General features: G+C 64.5%; 7 protein-coding genes and 1 pseudogene. 4 read left to right on the top strand and 4 right to left on the bottom strand.

All coding sequences use genetic code 11. The features are described 5' to 3' along the window. Position 1 precedes the first annotated feature (1 nt). On the top strand, positions 2 to 367 hold the full coding sequence (locus EA796_RS22460; protein WP_122110235.1) for an AlpA family transcriptional regulator: 366 nt from the start codon (positions 2 to 4) through the stop codon (positions 365 to 367). Positions 368 to 381: 14 nt separating this feature from the next. On the opposite strand, the gene EA796_RS22455 is transcribed toward EA796_RS22460, so the two are convergent. Genes EA796_RS22455 through EA796_RS22445 form a run of 3 tightly spaced genes read right to left on the bottom strand, consistent with a single transcriptional unit; the run spans position 382 to position 2,503 of the window. After that, a complete protein-coding gene (locus EA796_RS22455) occupies positions 382 to 906 on the bottom strand; it encodes an AlpA family transcriptional regulator (RefSeq protein WP_122110234.1) in 525 nt (174 codons plus the stop codon). 4 nt (positions 907 to 910) lie between these two features. Next, positions 911 to 1,186, bottom strand: a complete 276-nt coding sequence (locus EA796_RS22450) for a hypothetical protein (RefSeq protein ID WP_122110233.1) — start codon at positions 1,184 to 1,186, stop codon at positions 911 to 913. A 60-nt stretch (positions 1,187 to 1,246) separates the two neighbouring features. Continuing rightward, positions 1,247 to 2,503: a site-specific integrase gene (locus tag EA796_RS22445; RefSeq protein ID WP_122110232.1), complete on the bottom strand. Its 1,257-nt coding sequence runs from the start codon at positions 2,501 to 2,503 to the stop codon at positions 1,247 to 1,249. A gap of 299 nt (positions 2,504 to 2,802) precedes the next feature. Here EA796_RS22445 and EA796_RS22440 point away from each other — a divergent pair. The 3 genes and pseudogenes from EA796_RS22440 to EA796_RS22430 all read left to right on the top strand — a co-directional run. Continuing rightward, positions 2,803 to 3,279: pseudogene (locus tag EA796_RS22440) on the top strand (SDR family oxidoreductase); the annotation flags it as partial. A 77-nt stretch (positions 3,280 to 3,356) separates the two neighbouring features. Next, positions 3,357 to 3,926, top strand: coding sequence for a flavin reductase family protein (locus tag EA796_RS22435; protein ID WP_122110231.1), 570 nt, complete (start codon positions 3,357 to 3,359; stop codon positions 3,924 to 3,926). 23 nt (positions 3,927 to 3,949) lie between these two features. Further along, entirely contained in the window at positions 3,950 to 4,342 is a 393-nt protein-coding gene (locus tag EA796_RS22430; protein ID WP_122110230.1) for a VOC family protein, read from the top strand. A 63-nt stretch (positions 4,343 to 4,405) separates the two neighbouring features. Here EA796_RS22430 and cobJ read toward each other — a convergent pair whose 3' ends face one another. Continuing rightward, positions 4,406 to 6,052, bottom strand: coding sequence for a precorrin-3B C(17)-methyltransferase (gene cobJ / locus EA796_RS22425; protein WP_122110229.1), 1,647 nt, complete (start codon positions 6,050 to 6,052; stop codon positions 4,406 to 4,408). Positions 6,053 to 6,180 lie beyond the last annotated feature (128 nt).

The following is a 6,180-nucleotide window of genomic DNA, read 5'->3' as shown; positions in this document are numbered from 1 at the left end:
TTTGCGTAAAACCAAGGTTCTCGATACCGCCTCTGATCAATCCCTACCGCTGCCGTTGCCGGGTACAGAAGCCTACGAGTCGCTTCCGCAGTTCCCGAAGGGCAGCCCCCTGCCCTTCCGGCGCACAATTCGCAAGCATGAGCTGAGACTGATCGTCCCTCTGGCTGAATCCACGATCTACGAAATGGAGCGCCGTGGCGAGTTCCCCAGGCGCTTCAACCTGACACCACGTTGCGTGGTCTGGGATCTTGCCGAGGTAGAGGCCTGGATCGAGGAGCGCAAGCAGGCTCCTCGGCTCAATATCAGCAAGCCGGATGTTTATCTAAGGAAAACCCGCCCTGTCCGGGCGGGCTCAAACCAAGCATGAAGTCGGCACCGACCTCATCCGACAAGGGCTTGCAGTTCCTTGGAGGCCGGGCGCGTTAGCCGTCGTTCTTCCTTGGCCAGGTTGACCTGCAAGGCCACCTGAGCCACGTCCAAGATACCGCCAGGCAGCAGATAGCTGCCTTTGGCCTGTAGCCAGGTCAGCACGTCTGCCAGATGCCAGATCGACGCACTGCCCTCATGCACAGGCGTAGGGAAGCTGCCCGGATAAGCCAACATCAGCTTGCGCATATTCTGGCGCGACACGCCGACGATCTCCGCTACATCGGTGAGCCCGACCAGATCCGGCACCACCTCGATCAGCCTCGCTGAAGGTACGGCACTGCGCACATCGACCAGTGCGCTGCGCACAGCCTCTTCAGCGTTCTCCGCTTCACGGGTGAACTCCAGCGCCAACCGGCCTGGCTGGCCAATGCCGATAAGGGCATCGTCGCAGCCGGCCTCGCCGAGGCGCTCGACCAACGCTTCCGGGTCACGATCATCGTCGGCCAGTTGGTATTTCAGTGTGAAGATGTATTCCATAGCGCTACTCCTCTGCGCCCTCGGTGGTCTGCCGCTGCTTACGGTGCGTGGTGCAGTTGTCGATGACGCGCCGAAGGGCACGCGCATGGTTGCCTGGGTTCTTCGGTGTGCTCCACACACTGGTGATGCAGAACTCGCCGCAGCGACACTCTTCATCGTTGTAGGGGCAGTAGATTCGTCCCCAAGCGTGGCTACCACCCAGTTCTATGCGCCAGCCCTGCTCTTCGGCATGCCTGAGTGCTTCTTCGACCTCTTTCTTCGAGTGAGAAGGACGGGTCATCAGTGATCTCCAGTATTCGCATGACCGGCAAGGTTGTCAACTGACAACCTTGCACTTTCCTTAAACCGTGGCACTCAACACCGGCACCACGACGCTGTCCGGCAGCAGTTGGGGAACATGAGTGCGGCCATCGATCCAAGCGTCGATCATGTCCGCCCACTCCTGCAGCATGTGCCGGCGCTGCTCCGCGTACTCGGCCTTGTTGTAGACCGAGCGAGAGGAGCGACCATCTTCGTGAGCCAGGCATTTCTCGATCCAGTCGCCGTTGAAACCCACCTCGTTGAGCAGCGTGGAACCAGTCCTGCGCAGGTCGTGGACGGTGAACGGCTCCAACGGCAGGCCTGCTTCCTTCGCGCGGGAGGCGATGAGCTGAGTGATGCGGTTCAGGGTGGCGTGCGACATGCAGCGGTAGAGGTCATAGCGCGAGGGCAACACATAGCGGGAACCGGCCGCACAGGTGTGCAGCGCCACGAAGATGTCCAAGGCCTGGCGCGACAGGTAGACAACGTGCGGGTTACGCCCCTTCATCCGCTCCTTGGAGATCGTCCAGGTGGCGTTCTCGAAATCCACTTCGTCCCAGGTCGCCTCGATCAACTCGCTCTTGCGAACCAAGGTCAGCAGCACCAGCCGCAAGGCCAGCTTGATCGTGGGATACGCGGCGATTGTCTCCAGTTGATGGAAGGCCAGCCGAATTTCGGTCGGGCTCAGCGCCCGGTCCTTCGGCGCGAAAATAGCGATGGAAGACGCCTTAACGTCGTCAGCCGGATTCTCGACCTTCTCGCCATGCAGGATCGCGAACGCATAGACCTGTTTCACGATGTCGCGAATATGGACCGCAGTTGCCGGCGCCCCGCGAGCCTTTACCTTGGCACACAGGGCTCGCAGATCGTCAGGGGTGATTTCGGTCAGCAGCCGGTTCTCGAAGACCGGCAGGATGTCGCGGTCGATGATGCTTTTACGCATCGCACGAGTGCTGTCGGCCATGCGCGCACCGGCCAACCACTTCGTCAGCGTTTCACCGAAATTCTTGGCGGCGTTCAGGCGCCGCTTAGCGCGCTGCTTCTCCAGGGAGGGAGACTTGCCCAGGGCGACCATGCGCTTGGCATCGAGCAGCTTCTCGCGAGCCATGGCCAGGGATATGCCAGTCGGACCATAGCGTCCGATGGTTAGCGTTTCTCTGCGTCCATTGAGACGGTAGTCGTAGCGAAAGGTGACGGTACCGGTAGGCGATACCGTCACGTACATACCATCGCGGTCGGAAGCCTTGTACAGCTTGGACTTGGGCTTGAGATTGCGCAGTTTGGTATCAGTAAGCATCGAGGTTTTTACTCCTGTTCATGACGGCTTTTACCGTCAAGGGTCAGGAGACCTGTTGATGCCGGGAAAGCCGCACAGGGCAAGCTTTCCCAAGGAGCGATTTACCGTCAAAGACCGGTTTTGGCCGGATAGTAAACAGAACGGTCTCAATCCAACCGCTGTTTACTACCGTCCCCGCTACCGCCAATCCGTTCTGCTAATCGGCGATAGGTCACGATAACCATTGCAACGAATTTTCTTTTAAATCAACACGTTGCAATTGGCTATCGATACATCTCAATGAGCCCAGAAGGACCCGACATCACTCCGGGCTGATGGCCATCGCGCCGCTGAGCGACGTGCGTGTCGAGGAGTGGGAGCGCATGATCGACATCAACATCAAGGGCGTGCTGTACGGCATCGCCGCGGCGCTGCCGGTGTTCCAGCAGCAGAATGCCGGGCACTTCATCAACATCGCCTCGGTGGCCGGGATCAAGGTGTTCAGCCCGGGCGGCACCGTCTACAGCGGCACCAAGTTCGCCGTGCGCGCCATCTCCGAAGGCCTGCGCCATGAGGTCGGTGGCCGCATCCGCACCACCACCATCGAGCCCGGCGCGGTGGATTCGGAGCTGAAGTTCGGCAGCTCCCACCAGCAGAGCCGCGACTTCGTCGTCGATTTCTACAGGCAGGCGATTCCGGCCGAGTCGGTGGCGCGTGCCATCGCCTACGCCATCGAGCAGCCGGCCGATGTCGACATCAACGAGATCGTCCTGCGCCCCACCGTGCAGGAATTCTGATCCACTGCCGCCGGCGCTTGCGATGCGGGTCTTCACGGGCCAGCATGCGAGCGCCTTTTCCGCTTTCAGGAGTCTGCATGAGCGCGTCCATCCGTCCCGTCGACCTGGCCAAGGCCTACCGCCTGCTCAACCATGGCCCCACCGTGCTGGTGTCCGCCCGCCACCAGGCTGTGGATAACGTCATGGCGGCGGCCTGGTGCTGCGCCCTGGATTTCGACCCACCGAAGCTCACCCTGGTGCTGGACAAGGCCACCCGCACCCGCGCGCTGATCGAAGGCAGCGGCCTGTTCGCCATCCAGATTCCGACCGTGGCGCAGCTGCAGCTGACCCAGGCGGTGGGCAATACCAGCCTCGCCGACGAGCCGGCGAAGCTGGCCCGCGCCGGTGTCGAGTTGTTCGAAATGGACGGCCACGACCTGCCCCTGGTGGCCGGCTGTTCGGCCTGGCTGGTCTGCCGCTTGCTCGATGAGCCGCACAACCAGCAGGCCTATGACCTGTTCATCGGCGAGGTGATCGCGGCCTGGGCGGACGAGCGGGTGTTCCGCGACGGCCGCTGGCACTTCGAGACCGCCGATCCGGCTCTGCGCAGCCTGCATCATGTCGCCGGTGGTCATTACTATGCCGTTGGCGATGCGCTGCAGGCCTGAAGGCTGGGCAACGAGGAGGCTGCATGTTTTCCCATATCTATATCGGTGTGAGCGACTTCCCTCGGGCCTGGGCCTTCTACCAGCCGCTCATGGCGTTGCTGGGCATCGAGCTGCGCTTTGTCGATGAGCACAAGCCCTGGGCCGCCTGGCAATCGAAGCCGGAGCCCCGACCGTTGCTGTTGATCGGCAAGCCTTTCGACGGCGCCGCCCATCATCCCGGTAACGGGCAGATGGTGGCGCTGTTGGCGCAGAGCCGCGCCCAGGTCGACCAGGCCCATCGGCTGGCGCTCGTCCAGGGTGGACGTTGCGACGGCGCACCGGGCCTGCGCCCCGAATACCACCCCGATTACTACGGCGCCTACTTCCGCGACCCGGACGGCAACAAGCTGTGCGTGGTCTGCCACCAGGCCGAATGAGACGGCCGCTGCCCCGGCATATCGGCTAGCCCGGATGCAATTCGGGGCCTGGCCATCGGCCACTCAGTCGGGATACCAGCGTGGCGTATAGACCCACGCACCCCCCTCGGCGCGGGGGAAGCGGCGGGTCTGGCTGGAGCCGATGATCACCAGGGTGCGCATATCGACCAGCTCCGGCGTCAGCTCGCCGAGGGTCAGATTGCGCAGCGCTTCGGCGGGGCGGCCGATATCGCGGCCCAGCACCACCAGGGTTTGCGGTTCGCGGTGCTGGCGCAGCAGCTCCAGGGCGCGGCCGAGCTGCCAGGGGCGGGCCTTGGAGATCGGGTTGTAGAAGGCCATGGCCAGATCCGCTGCGGCGGCATGCTGCAGGCGTTTTTCGATCACCGCCCAGGGCTTGAGGTTGTCCGACAGGGAGATCAGGCAGAAGTCATGCCCCAGCGGCGCGCCGGCCTTGGCGGCGGTGGCCAGGGCGGCGGAGACGCCCGGCAGCACCTCCAGCTCGACGCCGTGCCAGGCCTCGCTCTGCGGGCTTTCCAGCGCCTCCATCACGGCGGCGGCCATGGCGAACACGCCGGGGTCGCCGGAGGAGATCATCACCACCCGCCGGCCGCTGGCGGCCAGTTCGAAGGCGTGGGCGGCGCGCTGCAGTTCCTCGCGGTTGTCGCTGGGGTGCAGGCATTGATCGGCGCGCAGCGGGCCGGCCATCTTCAGGTAGGTGTCGTAGCCGAGCAGATCTTCGGCCTGGTCCAGGGCACGGCGCACGGCCGGGGTCATGTGCTCGGCGGCGCCGGGGCCGAGGCCGACCACGCTAAGGCGGCCGCGGCGCTGGCCGAGGCGCTCGATCTGCAGCGGCTGGTCGCCCAGCAGCAGGCGCAGGCCGTCGCCCCGGTGGCATTCGGCAGGCAGCTGGGAGTCGCTGTGGATAAAACGCAGCGGCAGGTTCAACTCGGCTGCGGCGGCGTGCAGCTCGGCGTTGGCCATCCAGCCTTTGTCCGCCAGCAGGCAGGCCAGCGCCTGCGGCGCCAGCTTGGCATCGCTCAGCGCCTGCTGCAGACGTGTCGGCAGCTCGGCATCGGGGCGTTCGATCAGCGCGGCGGCGCAGCGCGGGTGGATCAGCAGCTCGTCGGCCCTCGGTGGACGCTGCTCGGCGGTGATATGGATCACCCGCGACGCGGCCTTGTCCACAGGCAGCTGCGCGGCCTCCAGCCAGGGCGCCTGGCCCTCGATACGCACGCTCTCGCCGCCGAGCAGGTCGCTGACGAAGCGCTTGCCCTGCTGCAGGTCGGCCAGGGCGTAGCCGGCCGGTGGCTCCAGCAGGCAGGTGCCGAAGCGCAGCTCGCCACTGGTGGTGATGGCCGGCGTAACCCCCAGGTGCGCGGCGATCTCGCGGGCCAGGCGATTGACCCCGGCCAGGCCGCCGAGCAGCGGCACCACGGCGCTGCCATCCTCGGCCAGGGCCAGCACCGGTGGTTCGGCGCCCTTTTCCGCCAGCAGCGGGGCGAGGCTGCGGATGACGATGCCGGCGGCGCATAGCACCAGCAGTGGCTGGCCTGCGCGATACAGGCTACGCAGAGTCTCGCCGAAGTCGTCGTAATGGCGCTCGGCGCCATCGGCGCGCCCGCGCAGGCCATGGATCACGGCCTGTGGATAAAGCCCCTGGATGCGTTGTGCGATGGCCAGCGCGCTGGCGCCGAGGATGACGATGTTCATGCGGTAAATCCTGTGGCCCGGATGCCATCCGGGGAATGGGTTTTCCGGAGTGCATCCGGGCTACGCAAATGCGCCGTAGCGTGTAGGGTGGATGACGCTTTTTTCATCCACCATTGCGCGCGGTGGAT

The organism is Pseudomonas sp. AOB-7 (genome assembly GCF_003696305.1).
Taxonomy (GTDB): Bacteria; Pseudomonadota; Gammaproteobacteria; order Pseudomonadales; family Pseudomonadaceae; genus Aquipseudomonas.
The sequence above is the reverse complement of the archived record's forward strand: the minus strand, read 5'-3'. Positions and strand labels throughout refer to the sequence as shown.

Coding starts and splice junctions, on each gene's coding strand:
- EA796_RS22455 (WP_122110234.1), bottom strand. CDS start 906: ATGGAATACATCTTCACACTGAAATACCAACTGGCCGACGATGATCGT.
- EA796_RS22450 (WP_122110233.1), bottom strand. CDS start 1,186: ATGACCCGTCCTTCTCACTCGAAGAAAGAGGTCGAAGAAGCACTCAGG.
- EA796_RS22445 (WP_122110232.1), bottom strand. CDS start 2,503: ATGCTTACTGATACCAAACTGCGCAATCTCAAGCCCAAGTCCAAGCTG.
- EA796_RS22435 (WP_122110231.1), top strand. CDS start 3,357: ATGAGCGCGTCCATCCGTCCCGTCGACCTGGCCAAGGCCTACCGCCTG.
- EA796_RS22430 (WP_122110230.1), top strand. CDS start 3,950: ATGTTTTCCCATATCTATATCGGTGTGAGCGACTTCCCTCGGGCCTGG.
- cobJ (WP_122110229.1), bottom strand. CDS start 6,052: ATGAACATCGTCATCCTCGGCGCCAGCGCGCTGGCCATCGCACAACGC.